The sequence below is a fragment of the Bdellovibrio sp. NC01 genome (assembly GCF_006874625.1).
In the GTDB taxonomy this organism is placed as follows: Bacteria; Bdellovibrionota; Bdellovibrionia; order Bdellovibrionales; family Bdellovibrionaceae; genus Bdellovibrio.
In genome coordinates this window covers 1,255,166-1,274,299 of record NZ_CP030034.1, presented here as the reverse complement: position 1 = coordinate 1,274,299, position 19,134 = coordinate 1,255,166, and the positions used below count along the sequence as shown (strand labels likewise).

The following is a 19,134-nucleotide window of genomic DNA, read 5'->3' as shown; positions in this document are numbered from 1 at the left end:
GAATATGAGCTACGGAGCTAACGTTTACATTTTAGAGAAGCTCTTTTCGATCTTCATCTACTTCGGACGGCCTTATAAAATAAAGCCAGTTTGCAATACAACTCTTAATACTCTATTTTTTTAGCGTAAATGCTCCCGCCTCAATTCCACACTCGGATTGAACCTGGAGTGAATACTTTTTTGAGCATTGCTTAGCTGATTCAGGCTGCGCTCTAAGATACTTAATGAAGTCTCTCACCACAACAAGTTGAGTGCCAAGCTTGTGAAGTTTTTGCTTGTTCACTACGCCGACCGTAGCCCCAACTTCTTTTTCTTTGCCGACCATTTCATTCAGAGAAGCCTCATACTGCTGGCACTTGCAAATCAATTCAGATTGCTGCTCCTTACGAATTGCATCTGCAGCTGCTTGCGCCTTTTGCTCTTTTTGTTGGTTCAACTTCTTTTCGCCAGCCACTTTTTTCGCTCTTTCTTGTTGGCTCTCTTCTGTGACTTTACCGCTCTGATCGTAGTATTTCCAAATACCGGACTTTTCCAAACCCTGATACATACCTTCAGCATATTTTTTATCCAGAGAATACCACTCTATGGCTTTCGCTTTATTTTCGCCAAGATCACACTTCCACTCAGAGATCCCTTTGTCATTCGTTGAAGACTCAAAGTCATCTGGCAAACAAAACTCTTTAATCAGCTTACTTGCATCGGCACGTTTTGCGCATGCTTCTCTCTGGTCAGCTCCACAAAATTCATTAAATCCTTTAAGAGCCTCTCCAATGTTACCTTGTTCATACTGTGCATAAGCCTTACCGATACAAAATTCTTTTTGACTGTGTGTATTGCACATATTCTCCATGATTACTTCAGCTTCGCGATATTTGCCCTTATTAATGTAGGTGAATCCTAAAACTTTACATGCCAGGGGATGGCCGTAGCTTTCACACGATTCTTTTGAATAATTGATCGCCTTATCTACTTCGCCGGAGTTGAAATAAGCCGTAGCCAAAAGATCACAATCGTCTGAAGTTGTAATAGCAGAATCACAAACCGGTTTTAAGTACTTTATGGCGTCCTTTGGAGAACCCTGATTTAAAAAACGCTCTCCGGCTTCTTTACAAGCACTTGTATTATTAAAGCAGCACTTATCAATGTTATTAGTTTCCTGACATGGGAGTTTAAAGCTCCCATTTTTTTGACGATCTAGCTCTTCACACTCTTTCTTCACAGAGGGAATGTTACGAACTCCAGGCTTAGAGCACGCTGCAGGGTCAACTCGGGCCTGAGAAAATGAAGCTCCAAATAGAATGGTCGTAACCAGAATAGACTTGAACATAAATCCTCCATATAAATATTTAAAAAGAAAATTATTTAGATTCGGACATCAAAAGGGAAAATACCATCCTTGACTCTAAAGTTAGTCCTCATCTTCGTCTTGGTTTTTGTGCTGAATGATGCGTTCTAGACGAAGTCTGTACACACCACTCACAACGACCTCAGAAGGAAGTTCATCAAGGTCAATTTTTTTCTCCGGTTTTCCAAACAAAAGAAAGTTCAAACTGACCTCGAGAGCTTCTGCCACAGCAGCAACTTGCAAAATGTCTTTAGGCTTAGCGCCAGGAACTGCCCATCCTGAAATATTGGACGGCGGAACTTTAGATGCTTTAGCTAACGCACGTAAAGTCATTCCACGTTTTTTAAGCAATGCTGGAATAGTCTCGTGAAGTTTAAGTTTTTTCATGCGAGTTTATTTTCGGATTTGTTTAGATTTTTGGGTATGTCGAAACGATTAATCGCACAGTTGTCTCATTAGTCGCACAGGACTCCCTGGCAAGCGCAATAGACCTGGCTTTTATAGAGCCTTTTGAGTCCTGTCCTACCCGCTGAACAAAGCCGCCATCCTTGGCTATAAATAGCATTATCCGTTAACTGTCTTTTTTAACTCGACAACATTATCAGGCAGAGGCCGGGAAGGCTTTAAGCCCGATGTCACTTTGTTCACACAAGCGTTCGCAAGCGATCCACCGAGGGCCATGGCCGCTCCCGTGCCGATCAAAATTGCGACTTGCATTCCGGCCTCAACCCAGTCAATTTCGCGTTTTCGCAAGACTTTGTTTTGTTTCTTTTCGTTGATGGTGTCCATAGATACTCCTTCGCCATCTAGGCGATTTCATAGAAGACGACATTGTCTTCTACTCATAGGACTTATACCCGGATAAAGGGATGATTCTACTAACGAGTAATTGTCTAACAATGAGATTCTCTCTGAACGGACTATTGCGAAAATCATAACTATGATATCGTTTAGGTTCGCAAGCTGAAGGGGCTGACTGCCTGGGGCTTCAGCTGTGGAATGAAAGTGCTTTTGGTCGCTCTTGTCCTAATGTTCGTAGTGAAAATGATAGCTTTGAAATTATCAACACCAGCCGAGAAACAAGGAGACCACATGGAAACTAAAACATGCGCTTTGTCTGTATCAGAAACTGTATGGGCGATCGGAACACAAGTAATTGCCGCAGCTGCGGTGCCTTGAGCTTGCGATATAAAGACTAATCAATTTTCTCTAGAATGATTTGTTCTTCTTCTGTTGTTTCTTGAGTATATCTATGTACGAAATTTAGTGAGCAATGCCCAAGTCGGGCTGCCGCGAAAACGGCATCCTTAGCTTCACGGCTTTTGAACCCGTGACGATGGCGGAGCATATGCGGATGCAAGGTCATTTTCTCGTGGGGCTGAAGATTTGCGGAAGCAGCTTGCGCAATTTTCTTAAGTGACTTCCATACCGTAACACGATCAAGCTGCAGTCCATTTTTCGAGGTGAATAAATACTCACTCCCTTCGGTTCTGTGGCTTGAAACATAGGTCCCAATCAATTCACAAGTGCCAGACTTGATAGAAATCGAGCGTACTTTTCCGCCTTTGCATTTCACGTTATGGAACCTCTTTCCCTTTAATTGTCCTAACTTGATGGACAAAAGCTCACTGATACGCAAACCGCTGGAATTCAATGTTTCCAAAATCACCATATCCCGGAAGTGCTGAGAGAATCGAAAACCTGTATTTGTGGCCCTGACCTCTGCGGCCTTACGAAGCCTATGATACTCGCGATCACGTGGGGCTTTGGGAACACCGAGATCAACATGGACATCACGAATAGACTTACATGGGTGAATCTTCACGAACCCATTTTCAAGTAACCATGATCCAAAAGCTCTAATTGAGCCCAATTGTCGATTCCGCGAGTTCGCGGCATACCCTTTGGCTTCGAGGTCATTTAAATACAATTTCACATCTTGGGGCATTAAGCCTTTTACTTGCAGGTGTCCATTGATGGCGTGGTAGAAGAGACAAAATTTTCCTAGGTCTGTTTTTCTAGCGTAGAGGGTATGCGGAGAACGACCAACGACTTCCTCATGAAAGTACCGAACAATCAGCGCAGGAAGTTCATCCTGATCCATATGTTGCACAAAATTTTCGATTTTTATTGGCAAAAAACTCATTAGAAATAACTTCCTTTCGATCTGAAATAAGACTCGTGCAACTTATGGGTTGATATGTTGCATGCTTTTTTCACAGCTTAATTAGTATGTGTAGCGATCCGGCTCCACCAGTTCAGGAACCAATGAAATTGTACGAGGATTTATAGCCATCCATTCAGAGGCTTCTTCGCTAAATTCCTCTAAGATCAACTTTTCCTCTTCCATCATGCCCTCATGACCGTCGATCTGGTCTTGGTGGCGTAAGAAAGCTCGTTGCAAGAGGTGCGGATCAATCAAGAGGGATCCATGTTTAAATTCCTCAAGATAACGCTTGGGTTTTCTTAGAATCAGAAATCCCCATTTAAAGCCATTAACGATGACATCGTCGGATTGATCTTCTTTGTGCAGTAAAAAATCTTCGCAAATTCTGGTGAGCTGCAGAGCCCGCCTCTCAATCAATCGTCTAGTGTATAAATCCATATGCTCCTCATTCAAAAAATCCACTGCGGCTTCTCTGTTGAGATGACACAGAGTTAGAATTAATATTGTTGTTTTTCGTACTTGTAATTTCCGCAGGCAACACACCTTTTTCAGTTAGGGCAAGAATATTTGCGTATGCTGCTAGCAAACCTGCGAATGCAACAAGCGTATGCGCAGTAAAAAGTAGCTTTTGATTCATGGGCAATTCTTTGAATGTCACGATGCCTTTCTTCGGTGATCTTCACCATATTATTAGGTTTATGCGTCTTCATTTTCTTATAACCTGTATTATGGATTTTGAGATTTTGGAGAACGTCTAGGGCTTCAATTTGTCATATCGACCAAAGACGAAAGTCTTATGAAATTTCTTCTTGTTTACATTGTGATGAGGCAATCTAAAAAGCATAAGAAATACTCATGCATCTCACAAAGAGGATGGGAAAATGAAGCTAATTGCCAATGGATTGAACGGAAGCTATTTGAGAGAGATTCTAGATTCTTCACGAGGCCAAGTTGAGTGGATTAAAGCAGCTGTGGCCTACGCGAGTGGCACACCCGAGCTACTTGAATTTTGTCGCATCAATTCCATTCCGTTAGAGTTTTGGGGGCGTATGGACTGTGGTCTTTCCGTAGGGACAAGCGTTCTGGAAAAGTTCCTTAATTCCGGGCCTGGTTTCAAATGCAAATTGGTGTGGGAGTTTTACCATCCAAAGATCATATGGTTTGGAGAATATGGCGTTTACATTGGGTCCGCGAATCTCACAGAGCGTGCCTGGTATAAAAATATTGAATGTGGCGTTTTTATTTCTCAAGAACAACTTGAAACTGAAGGGCTAATTTCAGAACTAAACGATCTCTTCGAGGGAATTGATGAACGATCCGCTCCTCTAACACGCGAGTTATTTAATAAGATAAAGGATGTCGAAGATACCTTTTACAATAAATATTCTGACTTAAGCATCCAACAGAAAGACTTAGAAAAGGCATTTGAGAACAAGATTGGAAGTTTTATATCACCAAAGTTTGAGGGTCTTACGGTCGTGTCAAAGAAAAGCGCCAACGAGAAAAAGCGTCTCAAGTTTTTGGCGGAATGGAATGATACTCTTGAAATACTTAGACAAATTTCCGAACAAGTTTCATCAGATAAATACCGCCCTAAATGGATCTCTAAAGACGTCCCCAAAGGCGTGCAGGTCGATCAATTTTTGCATGCATACTTTTACAGTTTTATTAAAACAGGCAACAGTTCAAAGCATGAAGAATTTTATGAGAAAAATAGAACTCGTCCTCAGGCCGCTTTGGAAGATGCCATGTCTTGGTGGCGTGAGCTAGGAAAACCAGTTGAGGATGAAGACAAAGCTATTTATGAAAAGGCTCCCTACTTGAAGGACATTCTGACAGAACGAGGCTTACTAAACATCAATGAAGCTGAGTTCCTCAAGATCTGCCAAAGTATTTTCGCATTCTGGCACTCGTCCCGCCAAACCAAGAACCAAACATTGGGGCTCGAAAGTAACACCAGCTTTAATCAACCCAAAAGACTAGAGGTGGTCTCAAAGTGGATTTGGACACAAAAATCGGGCAATCACTCCAACGTCGTAGACGTCATTCGCTTCGTTCTTTACAAGGGTAGCCCCGACGATATTTGTGAACGTTTATGGCAAGCCACCTTTACTGACGAGTGGCATATACCTCAATTTGGATTGAGCTGCATGGGTGAGATTATTGGTTGGGCTATGCCGGATAGATATCCCCCCCGTAACGGGCGCACTAGCAAGGCTTTAAAGGCGCTAGGTCATAACGTAAAAATTTATAGTTAAATTTCTTTGGGTCACAGAAATGGGAAGATCAGTTGCGCAAATAACGTAACCCGCCGCGACAATCTCCATGTGCATACCTGTTCTCTTTCATCTCACTAGCTCCTGTACTTTCGACAGCTGACAGAACTGACAGGATAGCCTACAAACCAGCAAACGGAGTCTGGATGTGGATGCAGAGCAAGTTTTAAATAACCGTCAAATAATTGTTTTCGTAGAGCTATTCGACCGCACAGATTCTGACGGTTGGAATGACAATCCATTTCGCCTAGCATTTCGCGATTATATTACGATACAACGGGACTTTACGAAACACTCACCGAAAACCTCAGACAATAATGACTTCAATTGGATTCTTCTTTCATTAGCAATCAAATGCCACCTAAAAAAGTGGTCACAAAGCTCGCGACATGGATCTTCAAAGAAGGACTCCGAAAAAATATGGTGTCAGTTCTGTCAGTTGGCTGACTCACATCAAAATCTCAAAGACTACCCAATTATCAACACAGAGCTCAAAAACAAAGACCGCACTGAAGAGTTTTTAAAGCGCAAATATGCTTTCTGCATCCAACTTCTGAGAGAGGTGTTCTTTGCGCCTTTAGAACTAGTCCACGCCGCCATTGCAAGATCCGAGTGGCGTCAAATTGAATGGCCTCCAATTAAGGATGCCTGGGATTGGGCATTAGTCGAATTTTTTACACTTAAAATTCAAAGTCCACAGGATTTTCTAAATTTCAATTTTTCAGATGAAAGCTTAATAGATCAATTTAATTTTTTGGAGCATTACCTTGAGGGCGTGCTTGGCATCACTTATTTAAAAGAGGACATCTCAAGTTTAAAAAAGGAAATCACACTCATCAATGCTTTGATAAGGCAGAAAATCATAATATTAAATACCGAGAAAAATTGCCTTTATCCTTTAGCAGGGCATGGTGAAGTTAATCTTAAAAACCAGGAGGTTGATATCCTGCTCCAGCTAGCACGGGCACCACAGGCATCATCACAGCTTGTACAGAAGAAAATTGCCAGTACGGGTGGTGCTCTCAGAACGGCCCTTACCGGCCTCAGAAAATCTCTTTCAACAATTGAATTGGGCAATTTACTGGAAACAGTTCAGCCAGGCGAAAGAAAAAATAAGGAAGGACTTCTTCAAATCAATAATGATTTCAAAGTAATAGTCATACCTACCAAAGATCACAACTAACAGCGACCACTAAAAATACTTGGATAATCTAACAACGAACCAGCCTGCGTGCTAACTTTGTCCTAATACTTTTCTATGCAAGTCTCTCCAAAAATTCATTAGGAGAGCCCATGTCAAATTCAGCAAACTGGCAAACAGCTAATAGCCAAAGTCCTTGCCCTATCTGTGGAGCAAAAAAATGGTGCAGCACAGACTCAAATGGTTCCTTTACCAACTGTCGTTTTAAGAACGACGGCTGCATCAGAGAAAAGATCGACAGTAACGGCGATCCTTACTTTGTTCACAAAGGTCCCAATTACGTGGAAGGCAAGACTTTCTCTGCTCGTAGCTATGTTCCGCGCCGCCCACTAGGCGAAGATGAAGCCGTCGAGCACAGAGACAAAATCTATCGTCGTTTCATGGATCTGTGCCTACTTCACGACGATCATATGGAGCATCTACATCTTCAGAGGGGTTTTTTCAAAGAAACGATTCAGAAGAGCAAGTATAGTTCTGCCCGCAATTTAGATCTCACAGTTCAACGCCTTTACAGTGAATTTGGTGATGGTTTGTTCGATGTCCCAGGCTTTACAAAAAAGCAGGTGGATGGAATAACAAAAGTTCAAACTTTAAAAAGATCCGGAATTTTTATTCCATCTATGAACTTGAAAGGACAAATCTCTTCACTTCGTCTTCGCGTAGATGAAGTAGACGATAGCGGCTCCCGTTATTATTGGTTCAGCCTGCGCAATGGGGTTAAACTTGATCCAAATATTCATGTAGCGTATGGAAGTTTACATGACAATAAAACTTTAATTGTCACTGAAGGAGAATTTAAGGCCACTAGATTCACTCAGCAATTCCCCACTCACACCGCTTTAGGCCTACCAGGCATAAGCAGTTGCCGCAGATCCTTACAACTTATCTCTGAACTTAAACCCGAAAGAATAGTGCTAGCTCCGGACCGTGATATTGAAAAAAACCATGGCGTCTTCCGCCCGGTTGCGCGACTTTTTGGTGAGCTTAAAAATTTAGGTTACAATGTCCAGTTCCTTTACTGGAGCGATCACGATTACAAAGGCGTGGACGATGCTTTACAAGGGAAGTGTGAACTTGAATATCTTAGTACTCCTGAAGCTGAAGAATATTTAAGATTCATTGGTAAGAATCTTAACTTTCCAGACGACCTCATTAATAAAGGATTCTCGGGATGCGATCAGATTGAAAAGTTCGACGACGAGTGGGATCGCGAACCTGAAGAAATTGAATTTGGATCTAAGCCTCTACCACAGATCGATGATAGTGATTTACCCGCGATTTTTCGCAACTACATAAAAGACTGTGCCGAACGCATTTCCGTTTCCATTGAGTATATTTCACTATCAGTATTTGCTGTCGCAGCCAGCCTCATCGGTCGTAAATTAGCAATACGTCCAAAACTGAAAGATACCTGGACAATCGTTCCAGTTCTTTGGCCGATGCTCATCGGAAGACCATCAAAAAAGAAGTCACCCGCTTTAGGTTGCGGAATTGCTTTTCTGGAAAATCTAAGTGCTGAGATCCATGATCAAAACGAGAAAAATCATGCTGACTGGCTTGCCGAATCAAAAATTTTATCTCAAGAACGTGACAATCTTTTGAAGTCCCTCAACTCAAGAGGGAGACGAACTGAAGAGCACGAAGACTCAGACAATTCTAATAATTCACGTGACGAAATTAAAGAACAGATTGCTCGTATTGAGTATCAGTTGCGCAATGGGAGACCGGCCGAGGTGGTTTACTTCGTAAGTGATACAACTAAAGAAGCGCTTGTCGATGTTTTGAAGGATAATCCCAATGGCCTCTTAATTGTTAGAGACGAGCTTTCCGCCTGGTTAAAAGGTTTAAATATCAAAGGTCGCGAGCAAGATCGCGGACTTTATCTTGAACTTTACAACGGCAAAGTGCCTTACGTTGAGCGCAGAAGATCAAGAGAAGCGGTTTCTCTTAAAGCAACTGTTGCATCAATCGTTGGAGGGATCCAACCGGGTCCATTGGCAGAATATATTAGCGCGGCCAACAACGGCGGCTCCGGTGCCGACGGCCTCATGGCGCGTTTTGTTCTAATCTGGCCCGATGACGTTCCTTATAGATACGTTGATCGAGAACCCAATATTGATGCCTTCAACGATCTTCAAACGGTTATGAAAAATCTTTCGACCTTTTCTGCAAAGAACAAAGGTATTGAGGCCATGGATAAATCCGGTCTTCCATATATTGGTTTTTCGCAACACGCACAGTCACTATTTGTAACTTGGCTTATTTCAAACATAGAAAAAGAAGCACGTGAATCTAAATCAGAAGCACTTGAAGCCTTTCTAGGCAAGCATCCTAATACTGTCTGCACCCTCGCATTAATCTTTCACCTTTGCGAACAGCTATCCACTAACTGCGAAAAGCTTGAACCAATTTCATACAACTCCTTAGTTCTTGCAATACGCTGGGGTGAAATCATCGAAGCTCATGCTCGCAAGACATACCTTGGATGCAGCTCCCCAGAGGTAGCAAAGTCTCTTATTTTACTTGAAAAAATTGAGTCGGGATCTCTCACAAATGGCCTTACCGTCCGTGAGATCTATCGTAAAAACTGGCCTCAACTAAAGAAAAGATGTGATGTGATTTCAGGCATGGCTTTACTTGAAAAAGCAGGATGCGCGAAAGTAGTAAGTTTAAAATCAAATACAAATGGAACCGTCAGTGAAGTGGTCCTAATACATCCTTCTCTAAGACGCAACATAGTCTCTGAAACAAATATTTAGAATCATCTGAGTTTTCCATGCGCGCCCCACCTTTAAATGAAAGTTTAAAAAACCTGGCTAAGACTTGCACAACATGTGGTCAAGTTAAAAGCGGTTCTGACTTTTACTCAAAAGGTCCGGGGCGCATAGACAGTAGTTGTAAAGAATGCATTCGAGCAAAAAAGACGCGGCACCGACAGCAAACTAAAATCGCAAGAAAGACGTTACAAGTTACAAGATCTGGATCCGTGTTGAATATCGATGAGTTCCACGTAGTTGAAACTCAATTCATCTCTCACAATTATTCGTCGCGAAAGTGCATCGTCGACTATGTTGAGATGACGACCACAATTAATACGACCCTGGATTCTTACAAAGGAGACTCATTTGAAGACAACTAAGTTAGGTATCGCTTACGGGCGTGTTAGTACTACTGGGCAAATGGAAGACGAAGATGGACGTAGGAAGGACGATGCCTCACCAGAGGCCCAAAAAGAACGTTGTGAAAGGCACGTTGAATATCTTTCCCAAGGACCAAAGCAGAAGCTCAAGATTATAGAATTTCTTAGTGACGAAGGGTATTCCGGAAAAAACACAGCACGCCCGCAATATCAAAGGATGTGGGATCTTGTATCCACTAAGCAAATTACATTTATCGTTACCACAGAACTAAGTCGCCTCAGTCGCTCCGTCGTCGACTTTTTAGACTTAATCGGACACTGCGAGAAACACAAAGTCGATGTAATTATCATCGGTCTAAACCTCGACACATCTGATGTGTTTGGAAGAATGTTGCTGATCATTCTGGTAGCACTTGCTGAATTTGAGAGAAAAATGACCTCACACCGTGTTCGCGAAAACGCAGCGGCTCGTCTTTTAAAAGATGGTAAGATTAACGGTGCTGCCGAAATTCTGGGACTTGATCGCGACCCAAACAAACGAGGACATTTCCTCATGAATCCGGAGGGTTTAGAAATGGCAGAAAAAATACTTCGTTTGTTTGTTCAACTATCAAGCAAAAAGAAAGTCTTAGAGGCCGCGAAAACAATGGGCATCACAGGCCCAAGGGGCAGAACTCTTACCGCCAGAATTATTGAAGGCGTTGTTGCAAATGCGAAATGGCGTTACAGAGGCCTTTGGTATGCGAATGAAGAGAATAAAGATTTAGATCAGTCTATCCTTCCTCCTGCAAAACAATTCCAGCTGGTTCCTCTGCCTCACGGTCCACTTATTGACCTCGAGTTGCTCGATGCGGTGAATGCCAAGCTGGAAGATACAAAGCAGAAAAGTAAGCGTTCAGGATCGAACGATTACATCTACCTTCTATCGCACATATTGATTTTTGAAGATGGTAGCAATTTCAGCGGTCAATGCGCTAAAAATCGTGAGTACCGCTATTATCACAACAGAAAGCACAATTTACGTATTCGGTGTGATGAGATTCATACACTGATCGAAAAGCGCATAAAGGGATACATCACAAGTCATAAAGATTTTTTGAACTTAGTTGAGCAAGCTTTGCTACGACGCCAGAGCGAGCTTCCTAAAGTCGAAAACCTGATAGGACGCATAGAGAAATCTCTTGCTGAACTTGCTGCAGGAGAAGCCAATCTCAAAAATCAAATCGTAAATTTGGCTATCAAAAAAGAAAGCTTGTTAATATGGCTGGATGAGCAACTTGAAAAAATTAATGCTGAGCGCCTTCAGAAAAGAACTGAGTTGGACGGCTTTAGAAAAGTGCGGGACGAGATTCTGCGTAAGACGGGCTTGGATGACCTCAAGAAAGCGGTAAGAACATTTGGTGAGCGCTTAAGTACCCTTACGGGTACAGAAAAACGAAACCTCATAGAGAAACTGATAAAAGAGATTAAAGTTTACAAGGATAACAAATTGGAACTGGTACTTTACGGAGAGCCTGAAAAAAACAGGGGCCTAAAAAAACAAAAGCCATCCGTAGATGGCAATCTTTTCCTAAATCGATCTTGTGGGGTTCCATCTTCTTCCTCTTCCGTCACCTTGGAGAACCAAAGTACGGATAAAGAACAAAATGGCGGGGTGGACGGGACTCGAACCCGCGGCCTTCCGCGTGACAGGCGGACGTTATAACCAACTTAACTACCACCCCAGTGGTGTTTTGGAAGACTTGTTATAGCTACTGTAATGGTTGCTGACAACAACATTTTTTAAAATTCTTTTACGAGGTGTTTAATGCTGGTTTTTTGAGCAAAATCAGCGACTTTTGCCGTTTTGTTCGCCTTTGAACATCATCGAAAGCTATGCTTTAAAGCATCTTAACAAGGAGTCTCCATGAACAAGGCTATTCTTATAATCTCACTTCTGTTTACAAGTGCTGCATTTGCCGACACAACTACCTATGAGGTTGAGGGCATGCACTGTGGTGGTTGCGCCAAGATGATCCAATCAAAAGTGTGTGGAATGGACGGCATGGAAAAATGCGAAGTTACGATGGGCAAAATTGTTGTCGCTACGAAACCAGGCATTACGATCTCTCAAGAAAAAATCCAAGAAGCGATGGCAAAAGCAGGCGATTATAAAATCACCGGCTCAAAATCTAGCAAATAAAAAACTCTTTACGAGTTCGGATTCACATTCGTTTATCAGAGCGTTTAATCAAAATAAATTGACCAGCCTTCGCCTAGGACATGAGTGACGAAAATCATGGTGTTTGTCATAATGGTGTTTATGACAAACGCAACTTCAGAACAAAATCTACCTCAAGGCCGCCTACTGATTATTGATGATGAATCAGAATTGCGCGAAGTTTTGGTTGCTCTGCTTGAGGATACGACGACAAACATTTTGCAAGCTGCGAATGGCGCTGAAGGCATCAAGCTTTTGCAAACTGAAAAATTCGACGCCGTTTTGTCTGACGAAAAAATGCCTAAAAAATCAGGCTTAGAAGTCTTGAAATGGATGCGCGATAATAAGATCGAAACGCCCTTCATTATCCACACTGGCTACGGTCAAAAAGAGATGGTTCAAGAAGCACAACGTCTTGGCGTCTTTGCGTTCATTGATAAACCCTGGAATGAGCGTGATTTGATCCGCACGGTGCAAAAAGCACTGCAAATGGGTCAATCTTCAGGCAATCCGTAAGCTTTCCTTGTCTCCCCTATTAAGATGATTCATCATGGATTCCTACCCGGGCTCGTGCCCTAGAATAGGATTTGTTCCATGAATAAACTTTTTTGGCTCGACATGGAGATGACAGGTCTTGATGTCGAAAAAGAAGTGATCATCGAAGTCGCTGCTATCGTCACTGATTTAAACTTTGCAGAGCTTGAAACTTTCGAAACCGTCGTAAAACAACCGCAAAAATATCTCGAGGCCATGGATGCTTGGAACAAAGAGCATCACTCTAAATCTGGTTTAACTGCGAAAGTTCCAAATGGAATGCCACCAGATCAGGTAGAGGCCAAATTAGTGGATATGGTGAAAAAGTTTTTCCCCGATCCAAAAGATCGCCCAGTTTTAGCTGGTAACTCGATCATGCAAGATCGTCTGTTCATCAATAAGTACATGCCTGATCTTGCTGCTCGTCTGCACTATCGCATGGTGGACGTTTCTTCATGGAAAGTGATCATCAACAACAAGTTCAATTATGTCTATCAGAAGTCCAATAAGCATCGCGCTTTGGACGACATTCGCGAAAGCATCCAAGAGCTTCGTCATTACTGCGACAATTTAAATTTCAAAAAATAAAAAAAGCCCGCTCGATGAAGCGGGTTTTTTATTTCTGTATTTTCTCAGATTTATGGTCTGGTAATTTGGCTTTCAAAACGTCGTAAGCAAGACTCTTTGCAAATAAGGAGTCTGTTATGACTTTGATTTCTGCAAACGATCGTTTTGAAATTTTAGATCTGTGTGCCCGTTACAACCGCTGCTTAGATGGTGCCGATGAAGAAGGTGCGATGGATTGCTGGGCGAAGAGCGGGATCTCTTTCGATAATGGAAAATCAAAAATCACAAACTGGGATCAACTGCGCAGGAATCTTGCGAAGGAACTGCACGATGCTTCCATGGGCTCCAAACGACTGGTGCAATTTAACACCGTTGTCCGCGAAGGTGAAAGTGTCGACTCTGCCTATGTGGATTCAGAGTACATGATCATTGGCGCGCACGATCACTTGATTCACGAAACTGGAAGCTTCAAAAACGACAAAGTCGTACGCACTTCGATGGGATGGAAATTCCAGTCACGCGTCCAAAAAGCAGACGTTGTGAAGAATGCAGTTCCAAGCCATCGTCCAGAGGAAGTACACCCACGTTAGAAGGAAATTGTAAGAATAGAAAGTCGAGCATATGATTAAGAAAGTGAAGATTCTTTTCGGCTTTCTATTCTTGTATCTGTCTTCCGCCGCAGCTCAAACCGAGTTGCGTACGATGACAATTGGGATGCCCTACCGAATCACCCGCAATCAAGCCTTGATCGAATTTCAAAATCTCCACGCTGACTTTTTACGCGACGCCGGCTTTCACGTTGTTACCAAAACAATTCCAGCAACCAGCACTTATGAAATTTTAATCAACGGTGATGTCGACGCCATCACTTATGACGATTTGGGTTCAAAAGAAAAACGCGATCAAGTCGTGACATTATCATTCCCAACAATTCGCACCCGCGCACTTGTCTTCTATGAAAGCGCAAAAAAAATTAATCTAAAGAAGCTGAAAAAATATAAAGGTGCACTGACAGCAAACAATGTGGCTTTGGAAAACAAAGCGAAAGAAAAAGGTCTGAAATACATCACAACAGGCTCACCATTTCAAAGCCTGCAACTTCTTCTTGAAGGAAAAATAGAATACTTCATCGCCATCGAAGAAGTGGGCTTAGCCTCTGTCGCCGCTCACCCAGAAGCCAAAGGCAAAATTGCCCACAGCGAAGAACCCTTCAGCGAAGTCCCAATCTATTTCTCGATGAACAAAAAATTCAAAGCCGACATCCCAGAAATCGAAGCCGCCCTAAAAAAACGCCTCAGCGGCAACCTAGACGCCTACCCTACAATCAAAAATCATCTGAACAAAACCGCAGAAAAATAAAAACGCCGTTGCGCCAGCTACTCAAACAAATCCCACCACGGGAAAAACCCCGCCTCAAACCAACTAGTACCACTGCATGCCAGCTTTGAAGGCCCTTAGGGGTAGTCAAAATCAAGTTCCGCAAGCGAGGATACCAACAGCGCAAAAAAAAACGGACAGCCTCGAGCGAGGACTGTCCGAAGATTTTGACTACCCCTAAGGGCCTTCAAAGCGGGTTCTTAGTAACGGTAGTGTTCTGGTTTGAACGGACCGTTTTGATTCATGTGTAGGTACTTAGCTTGTTTTTGAGTAAGCTTAGTCAATTTCACACCCAATTTGCCAAGGTGAAGAGCAGCAACTTTTTCGTCCAAGTGTTTTGGAAGACGGTAAACTGCGATTTCTTGGTACTTGTCACGGTTGTTGTAAAGTTCCATTTGCGCCAAAACTTGGTTCGTGAATGAGTTCGACATAACGAAGCTTGGGTGACCAGTCGCACAGCCCAAGTTCACCAAACGACCTTTTGCAAGGATGATGATTTGAGTGCCGTTTTTCAAAGTGTGAATATCAACTTGTGGTTTTACTTCACGAACTTTTGAATTTTTGTTCAACCATGCCATATCGATTTCGATATCGAAGTGACCGATGTTGCACACGATCGCGTTGTTTTTCATAGATTGGAAGTGCTTATCAGTGATGATATCGCAGCAGCCAGTCGCAGTTACGAAGATGTCGCCCAATTTCGCAGCTTCATCCATAGTCGTTACTTCGAAACCTTCCATCGCAGCTTGAAGAGCACAGATAGGATCGATTTCAGTGATAAGAACGCGAGCACCAAGACCACGCAATGAATGCGCAGAACCTTTACCTACGTCGCCGTAACCTGCAACAACGCAGATTTTACCAGCTACCATCACGTCAGTGGCACGTTTGATACCGTCAGCCAATGATTCGCGGCAACCGTACAAGTTGTCGAATTTAGATTTAGTGACAGAGTCATTGATATTGATTGCAGGAACTTTCAATTTTCCAGCTTTCAACATCACTTCTAGATTGTGAACACCCGTTGTTGTCTCTTCAGAGATACCGATGATTTTTTTAAGTTCTTTTGCGAAGCGTGGTTCGTGCATCATGTTCGTCAAGTCACCACCGTCGTCCAAGATCATGTTGAAGCCATCTTTGCCCCAACCAGTGATAGTTTGCTCGATGCACCAGTTGAACTCTTGCTCAGTCAAACCTTTCCAAGCGAAAACTGGGATACCAGCAGCAGCAATCGCTACAGCCGCGTGATCTTGAGTCGAGAAGATGTTGCATGAAGACCAACGGATTTCCGCACCAAGCTCTACAAGTGTTTCGATCAACACTGCAGTTTGGATTGTCATGTGAAGGCAACCAGCGATTTTTGCACCTTTAAGAGGTTTTTGTTTGCCGTACTCTTTACGAAGAGCCATCAAACCAGGCATTTCAGTTTCAGCGATTTTGATTTCTTCGCGACCCCATTTAGCAAGTTTATCGAAAACTTCTGGGTTCTCCATAGCTTCTTTAACAACCATGAAATCACGGTTTGAAGTTTTAGTCGCTGGTGCTGTTTTCGCAGCTACTGCTTTCATTGGCTTTGCATTTTTCTTCATTGCTTTTCCGTTCGTAGTCGTAAATGACATTGAATCTTCCTTGTTAATTTAAAACGCTCTTAATCTTAATTCTAAATTCCTAATTCCATCAACAATTACCCAAAGCCAAGGCTGGTCAAAAAGGTCCAAGCGCAAGGCGGAGGGTTTTTCCCGAAACGCAGGCGTGGCAGCGCCACGTCGGAGAGAAGGGAAAGGCCCGACAACGCAGTCGATTGGGCCTTTTTCACCAGCCGCTATGGCAGAGTTAGGATTTCGTACCCAGTGTCAGTAACAAGCACTGTGTGCTCATACTGCGCAGACAACAAGCCGTCGGCCGTGTTGTAGTACTTAATGCTGGAACCAGGGATGTTGAACTCAACATACTCATCAGTTCCTTGGTTCACCATCGGCTCAACCGTGATGCAATGGAACGGCACCAAACGGTCACCCTTCCCTTTTTTACCGAAAGAAGGAACGAAGGGCTCTTCATGGAACTTGCGTCCGACACCGTGCCCACCGATCTCTTTAACAGCTGAATAACCCTTACGAGTCACTAGCTTGTTCGTTTCAAAACCGATATCACCTGTATAGCCATTCGGAGTAATCGCTTTGATACCAACGTCACGAGCCAGCATCGCTGTTTCAACCAGATCACGAGCATCATCAGAGACATTCCCGATCAAGTACATGCGCGAAGTATCGCCATAAAAACCATCCATCAACGCCGTCACATCGACATTGATAATGTCCCCGTCTTTAAGAATAGTTTGAGCATCAGGCAAACCATGACAAACAACTTCATTCACCGACGTACAAGTGTATCTAGGATAACCATGATACCCAAGACAAGCCGACTTCGCTCCTCGCGTTTGCATGAAATCATTCGCGAGCTCATCAATCTCAAGAGTCGAAATCCCAGCTTTAACGTATTTTTCAAGATAAGTCAGAGTATCGGCCGCAATACGACAGGCCACAGTCATTTTTTTAATCTCATCAAGAGACAGAGGCTTAATTCCCATGACAAAACCTATACCACAAACCACCTACAACTCAAAGCAGAGCGTAACCAACCCACACCCTATGACATAAGAATGAAAAAACAGACTAAAGAGAGGCAAAAACCCCTCACAAAAACCCAAAAACCAAGCGTACTAACCACCCTAATTAAATATAAACGAAGCCACACCTAAAGAAGCCAAGATCAGATTCAATTCTAACGCCCCATCGCATGCACCAGCCCCCAACAACAAGAGCACTGAAGACAAAGAGCTAAAATGCGGGGGCAACAATAGAGCGAAGCGATATTGGCCAAGCCAAAAAGAAAAGCGGAGTGCGAAGCACCAGCCAGAAAAGACAAGAAACTACGAAGATACCCTTAAACTAAGAAAGACCTACCCCCGCAAGATTAGGATGATCAAAATGGTTCGAGCGCAAGGCGGAGGGGCTTTTTCGAAACGGAGGCGTGGCAGCGCCACGTCGGAGAGAAGGAAAAGCCCCGACAACGCAGTCGATCGGGCCATTTTCATCATCCCCCATAGCAATGACGAAATAAAAAAACCCAGGGGTTTATCCCTGGGTTTCTTTTATGACTTAGTTAATCTAAGACCCTAATTACTTAAGGTGTTTAGAAACCAATTTAGTCATGTCGAACATAGAAACTGTAGTTTTGCCACCGAAAACTTCTTTAAGTTTCGCATCAGCATTGATGTTTCTTTTGTTTTTAGAATCTTGAAGATTGTTCTTCTTGATGTAAGCCCAAAGTTTTTTAACAACTTCAGTGCGTGGAAGTGGAGAAGCGCCAACAACTGCTGCCAAAGCTGCAGATGGAGTCAAAGCTTTCATGAATGCTGCGTTTGGTTTACGAGCAGATTTAGCTTTTGGAGCTTTTGCTTTTGGAGCAGCTTTTTTAGCAGCGGCTTTTTTAGGAGCAGCAGCTTTTTTAGTTGCAGCTTTTTTTGGAGCAGCTTTTTTAGCTGCAGCTTTCTTAGTAGTAGCTTTCTTAGCGGCTTTTGCCATTGTAATTCCTCCGTTAGGATTATTGTCTTGTTACTCTCGAATGAGCTTAGTGTGTATCTAAGTCCAGGCGTTTGTCCAAAAAAAAATGCAAGCCTTATGCATTTTTTTTGTTTTTCCCTCGGGAAAAGCGCTTTCCTAGAGGGAAAACGGCCATTTCCCCTCTGAAAATTGCTCTTTTGTAGCGATTTTCCCTCTTGAAACAGCTCTAGACTCGTGCAAATCACGCTTCTTCCGAAGAGAAAAGCATGAGTTTTCAGACGAGCTTCAAACAAATTCTGAAGGAAAAGATGAACGAAGGGACTGGTTCCCAAGTGAATTTCTCCTCTGAGATGAGCGCCGACCCTGCAAACCTAGCCTATCTTATGGGCCATATCGGTCGCTTCGAATTTCAAAAACCCCGTGGACAATATGCAGCGCCGAAAGTTCGTCCTCAAAGAAAACCGCACTCTTTCTCGACGGCACAACGTCAGTCTTTCGAGTTTCTAAAGACTTGGATCCATGATCTTTCAGAGGGTTATAGCGAAAGCGAATTGAAAAAAGCGTTCCGCCAGGCTGCTTTGATCCTCCACCCTGACCGTGGTGGCAATACCCAGCAGTTCATCGAGCTGAAAGCTCACTACGAAAGTTTGAAAGCGATCTTCACTAAATAATAAGAAGACCGTTTCATCTCGAGACACTCCCAACATTACATATAAGATAATCCTCTTCCGTCGAGTCCTGCTTATGCCGATATAAACCCGGAAG

General features: G+C 43.0%; 18 protein-coding genes, 1 tRNA gene and 1 pseudogene. 10 read left to right on the top strand and 10 right to left on the bottom strand.

Going from position 1 to position 19,134, the window contains the following annotated elements:
* Positions 1 to 112: 112 nt before the first annotated feature.
* The 6 genes from DOE51_RS06120 to DOE51_RS06095 all read right to left on the bottom strand — a co-directional run bounded on the left by DOE51_RS06120 (position 113) and on the right by DOE51_RS06095 (position 4,170).
* The gene (locus tag DOE51_RS06120; RefSeq protein ID WP_142695675.1) at positions 113 to 1,327 is read right to left on the bottom strand and encodes a CDC27 family protein; all 1,215 of its coding nucleotides are present in this window, start codon (positions 1,325 to 1,327) and stop codon (positions 113 to 115) included.
* A gap of 81 nt (positions 1,328 to 1,408) precedes the next feature.
* Positions 1,409 to 1,732: a helix-turn-helix domain-containing protein gene (locus tag DOE51_RS06115; RefSeq protein ID WP_142695674.1), complete on the bottom strand. Its 324-nt coding sequence runs from the start codon at positions 1,730 to 1,732 to the stop codon at positions 1,409 to 1,411.
* A gap of 177 nt (positions 1,733 to 1,909) precedes the next feature.
* Complete coding sequence (locus DOE51_RS06110; protein WP_142695673.1) at positions 1,910 to 2,134, bottom strand: hypothetical protein; 225 nt, start codon at positions 2,132 to 2,134, stop codon at positions 1,910 to 1,912.
* A gap of 406 nt (positions 2,135 to 2,540) precedes the next feature.
* Positions 2,541 to 3,491 (bottom strand): tyrosine-type recombinase/integrase, encoded by a 951-nt coding sequence (locus DOE51_RS06105; protein ID WP_142695672.1) that lies wholly within the window; start codon positions 3,489 to 3,491, stop codon positions 2,541 to 2,543.
* Positions 3,492 to 3,572: 81 nt separating this feature from the next.
* Positions 3,573 to 3,950: a hypothetical protein gene (locus DOE51_RS06100; protein WP_142695671.1), complete on the bottom strand. Its 378-nt coding sequence runs from the start codon at positions 3,948 to 3,950 to the stop codon at positions 3,573 to 3,575.
* A gap of 7 nt (positions 3,951 to 3,957) precedes the next feature.
* Entirely contained in the window at positions 3,958 to 4,170 is a 213-nt protein-coding gene (locus DOE51_RS06095) for a hypothetical protein (protein ID WP_142695670.1), read from the bottom strand.
* Positions 4,171 to 4,393: 223 nt separating this feature from the next.
* On the opposite strand from DOE51_RS06095, the gene DOE51_RS06090 reads away from it, so the two are divergent.
* From DOE51_RS06090 to DOE51_RS19430, 4 genes and pseudogenes are all read left to right on the top strand, one after another.
* Positions 4,394 to 5,770, top strand: coding sequence for a phospholipase D family protein (locus DOE51_RS06090; protein WP_142695669.1), 1,377 nt, complete (start codon positions 4,394 to 4,396; stop codon positions 5,768 to 5,770).
* A 166-nt stretch (positions 5,771 to 5,936) separates the two neighbouring features.
* The gene (locus tag DOE51_RS06085; protein ID WP_142695668.1) at positions 5,937 to 6,971 is read left to right on the top strand and encodes a hypothetical protein; all 1,035 of its coding nucleotides are present in this window, start codon (positions 5,937 to 5,939) and stop codon (positions 6,969 to 6,971) included.
* A gap of 110 nt (positions 6,972 to 7,081) precedes the next feature.
* Positions 7,082 to 9,748: a DUF3987 domain-containing protein gene (locus tag DOE51_RS06080; protein WP_142695667.1), complete on the top strand. Its 2,667-nt coding sequence runs from the start codon at positions 7,082 to 7,084 to the stop codon at positions 9,746 to 9,748.
* 366 nt (positions 9,749 to 10,114) lie between these two features.
* Positions 10,115 to 10,588: pseudogene (locus DOE51_RS19430) on the top strand (recombinase family protein); the annotation flags it as partial.
* A 1,187-nt stretch (positions 10,589 to 11,775) separates the two neighbouring features.
* On the opposite strand, the gene DOE51_RS06070 reads toward DOE51_RS19430, so the two are convergent.
* Positions 11,776 to 11,852: transfer RNA gene (locus DOE51_RS06070), tRNA-Asp, on the bottom strand.
* A gap of 182 nt (positions 11,853 to 12,034) precedes the next feature.
* Between DOE51_RS06070 and DOE51_RS06065 the strand changes: the two genes are divergently transcribed.
* From DOE51_RS06065 to DOE51_RS06045, 5 genes are all read left to right on the top strand, one after another.
* Positions 12,035 to 12,310, top strand: a complete 276-nt coding sequence (locus tag DOE51_RS06065; protein ID WP_142695666.1) for a heavy-metal-associated domain-containing protein — start codon at positions 12,035 to 12,037, stop codon at positions 12,308 to 12,310.
* A gap of 120 nt (positions 12,311 to 12,430) precedes the next feature.
* Positions 12,431 to 12,844, top strand: coding sequence for a response regulator (locus DOE51_RS06060; RefSeq protein WP_246845420.1), 414 nt, complete (start codon positions 12,431 to 12,433; stop codon positions 12,842 to 12,844).
* A 78-nt stretch (positions 12,845 to 12,922) separates the two neighbouring features.
* The gene (orn, locus tag DOE51_RS06055; RefSeq protein WP_142695664.1) at positions 12,923 to 13,450 is read left to right on the top strand and encodes an oligoribonuclease; all 528 of its coding nucleotides are present in this window, start codon (positions 12,923 to 12,925) and stop codon (positions 13,448 to 13,450) included.
* Positions 13,451 to 13,566: 116 nt separating this feature from the next.
* Positions 13,567 to 14,019 carry a nuclear transport factor 2 family protein gene (locus DOE51_RS06050; protein ID WP_142695663.1) on the top strand — a complete coding sequence of 151 codons (453 nt, stop codon included), beginning with the start codon at positions 13,567 to 13,569 and terminating at the stop codon, positions 14,017 to 14,019.
* Positions 14,020 to 14,050: 31 nt separating this feature from the next.
* Positions 14,051 to 14,788 carry a transporter substrate-binding domain-containing protein gene (locus DOE51_RS06045; protein WP_142695662.1) on the top strand — a complete coding sequence of 246 codons (738 nt, stop codon included), beginning with the start codon at positions 14,051 to 14,053 and terminating at the stop codon, positions 14,786 to 14,788.
* A 218-nt stretch (positions 14,789 to 15,006) separates the two neighbouring features.
* On the opposite strand, the gene ahcY is transcribed toward DOE51_RS06045, so the two are convergent.
* From ahcY to DOE51_RS06030, 3 genes are all read right to left on the bottom strand, one after another.
* Positions 15,007 to 16,425, bottom strand: a complete 1,419-nt coding sequence (gene ahcY / locus DOE51_RS06040; RefSeq protein WP_142695661.1) for an adenosylhomocysteinase — start codon at positions 16,423 to 16,425, stop codon at positions 15,007 to 15,009.
* A 203-nt stretch (positions 16,426 to 16,628) separates the two neighbouring features.
* Positions 16,629 to 17,393, bottom strand: a complete 765-nt coding sequence (gene map / locus DOE51_RS06035) for a type I methionyl aminopeptidase (RefSeq protein WP_142695660.1) — start codon at positions 17,391 to 17,393, stop codon at positions 16,629 to 16,631.
* A gap of 592 nt (positions 17,394 to 17,985) precedes the next feature.
* The gene (locus DOE51_RS06030; RefSeq protein WP_142695659.1) at positions 17,986 to 18,390 is read right to left on the bottom strand and encodes an SWIB/MDM2 domain-containing protein; all 405 of its coding nucleotides are present in this window, start codon (positions 18,388 to 18,390) and stop codon (positions 17,986 to 17,988) included.
* A gap of 245 nt (positions 18,391 to 18,635) precedes the next feature.
* On the opposite strand from DOE51_RS06030, the gene DOE51_RS06025 reads away from it, so the two are divergent.
* Entirely contained in the window at positions 18,636 to 19,040 is a 405-nt protein-coding gene (locus tag DOE51_RS06025; protein WP_142695658.1) for a DnaJ domain-containing protein, read from the top strand.
* The last annotated feature ends 94 nt before the right edge of the window (positions 19,041 to 19,134 follow it).

Coding starts and splice junctions, on each gene's coding strand:
- DOE51_RS06045 (WP_142695662.1), top strand. CDS start 14,051: ATGATTAAGAAAGTGAAGATTCTTTTCGGCTTTCTATTCTTGTATCTG.
- DOE51_RS06120 (WP_142695675.1), bottom strand. CDS start 1,327: ATGTTCAAGTCTATTCTGGTTACGACCATTCTATTTGGAGCTTCATTT.
- DOE51_RS06100 (WP_142695671.1), bottom strand. CDS start 3,950: ATGGATTTATACACTAGACGATTGATTGAGAGGCGGGCTCTGCAGCTC.
- DOE51_RS06105 (WP_142695672.1), bottom strand. CDS start 3,491: ATGAGTTTTTTGCCAATAAAAATCGAAAATTTTGTGCAACATATGGAT.
- orn (WP_142695664.1), top strand. CDS start 12,923: ATGAATAAACTTTTTTGGCTCGACATGGAGATGACAGGTCTTGATGTC.
- DOE51_RS06090 (WP_142695669.1), top strand. CDS start 4,394: ATGAAGCTAATTGCCAATGGATTGAACGGAAGCTATTTGAGAGAGATT.
- DOE51_RS06060 (WP_246845420.1), top strand. CDS start 12,431: ATGACAAACGCAACTTCAGAACAAAATCTACCTCAAGGCCGCCTACTG.
- map (WP_142695660.1), bottom strand. CDS start 17,393: ATGGGAATTAAGCCTCTGTCTCTTGATGAGATTAAAAAAATGACTGTG.
- DOE51_RS06065 (WP_142695666.1), top strand. CDS start 12,035: ATGAACAAGGCTATTCTTATAATCTCACTTCTGTTTACAAGTGCTGCA.
- ahcY (WP_142695661.1), bottom strand. CDS start 16,425: ATGTCATTTACGACTACGAACGGAAAAGCAATGAAGAAAAATGCAAAG.
- DOE51_RS06115 (WP_142695674.1), bottom strand. CDS start 1,732: ATGAAAAAACTTAAACTTCACGAGACTATTCCAGCATTGCTTAAAAAA.
- DOE51_RS06050 (WP_142695663.1), top strand. CDS start 13,567: ATGACTTTGATTTCTGCAAACGATCGTTTTGAAATTTTAGATCTGTGT.
- DOE51_RS06030 (WP_142695659.1), bottom strand. CDS start 18,390: ATGGCAAAAGCCGCTAAGAAAGCTACTACTAAGAAAGCTGCAGCTAAA.
- DOE51_RS06080 (WP_142695667.1), top strand. CDS start 7,082: ATGTCAAATTCAGCAAACTGGCAAACAGCTAATAGCCAAAGTCCTTGC.
- DOE51_RS06110 (WP_142695673.1), bottom strand. CDS start 2,134: ATGGACACCATCAACGAAAAGAAACAAAACAAAGTCTTGCGAAAACGC.
- DOE51_RS06025 (WP_142695658.1), top strand. CDS start 18,636: ATGAGTTTTCAGACGAGCTTCAAACAAATTCTGAAGGAAAAGATGAAC.